The organism is Methylobacterium sp. WL64, assembly GCF_008039945.1.
In the GTDB taxonomy this organism is placed as follows: Bacteria; Pseudomonadota; Alphaproteobacteria; order Rhizobiales; family Beijerinckiaceae; genus Methylobacterium.
This window is the reverse complement of record NZ_VRVA01000322.1, coordinates 1-621: the sequence shown is the minus strand read 5'-3', so window position 1 is coordinate 621 and position 621 is coordinate 1. Positions and strand designations below refer to the sequence as shown.

Genomic DNA, 621 nt, shown 5'->3' with positions numbered 1-621 from the left:
CTGCATCGCTGCCTGGAACGGCATGGCATCAGCCGACTACCCGAGATCGACGGCAACAAACCCAAGAAGCAGCGCTTTGCGACCTACGCCATCGGCTATGTGCACGTCGACATCGCTGAGGTGAGCACGGCCGAAGGTAAGCTCAGGCTGTTCGTAGCCATTGATCGAACCAGCAAGTTTGCCTTCGTTCGGCTCGTGGAGAGCGCCGGCAAGATGGAGGCGGCGCAGTTCCTGCGCGATTTCATCGAGGCGGTGCCTTACCGCATCCACACCGTGCTCACAGACAACGGCGTTCAGTTCATATCACGCCGACAGGACATCTACGATAGCCAGCACATCTTCGACCGCGTCTGCAACGAGCACGACATCGAGCATCGGCTTACCAAGGTGAACCATCCTTGGACCAACGGACAGGTCGAGCGGATGAACCGCACGATCAAGGAGGCGACGGTCAAGCGCTACCACTACGACAGCCACGACCAGCTTCGAACGCATCTGCACCTGTTCGTCGATGCCTACAATCATGCTCGCAGGCTCAAGACCCTGCGGGGCCTGACACCAACTGAGTTCATCTTGAACGCCTGGACGAAAGAACCCAATCGCTTCAGGATCGACCCGTCA

1 protein-coding gene is annotated in these 621 nt (G+C 58.5%); it reads left to right on the top strand.

Going from position 1 to position 621, the window contains the following annotated elements; genetic code table 11:
- Positions 1 to 621: integrase core domain-containing protein (locus FV242_RS34115; RefSeq protein ID WP_147942055.1), on the top strand; the 621-nt coding region annotated here is incomplete at both ends.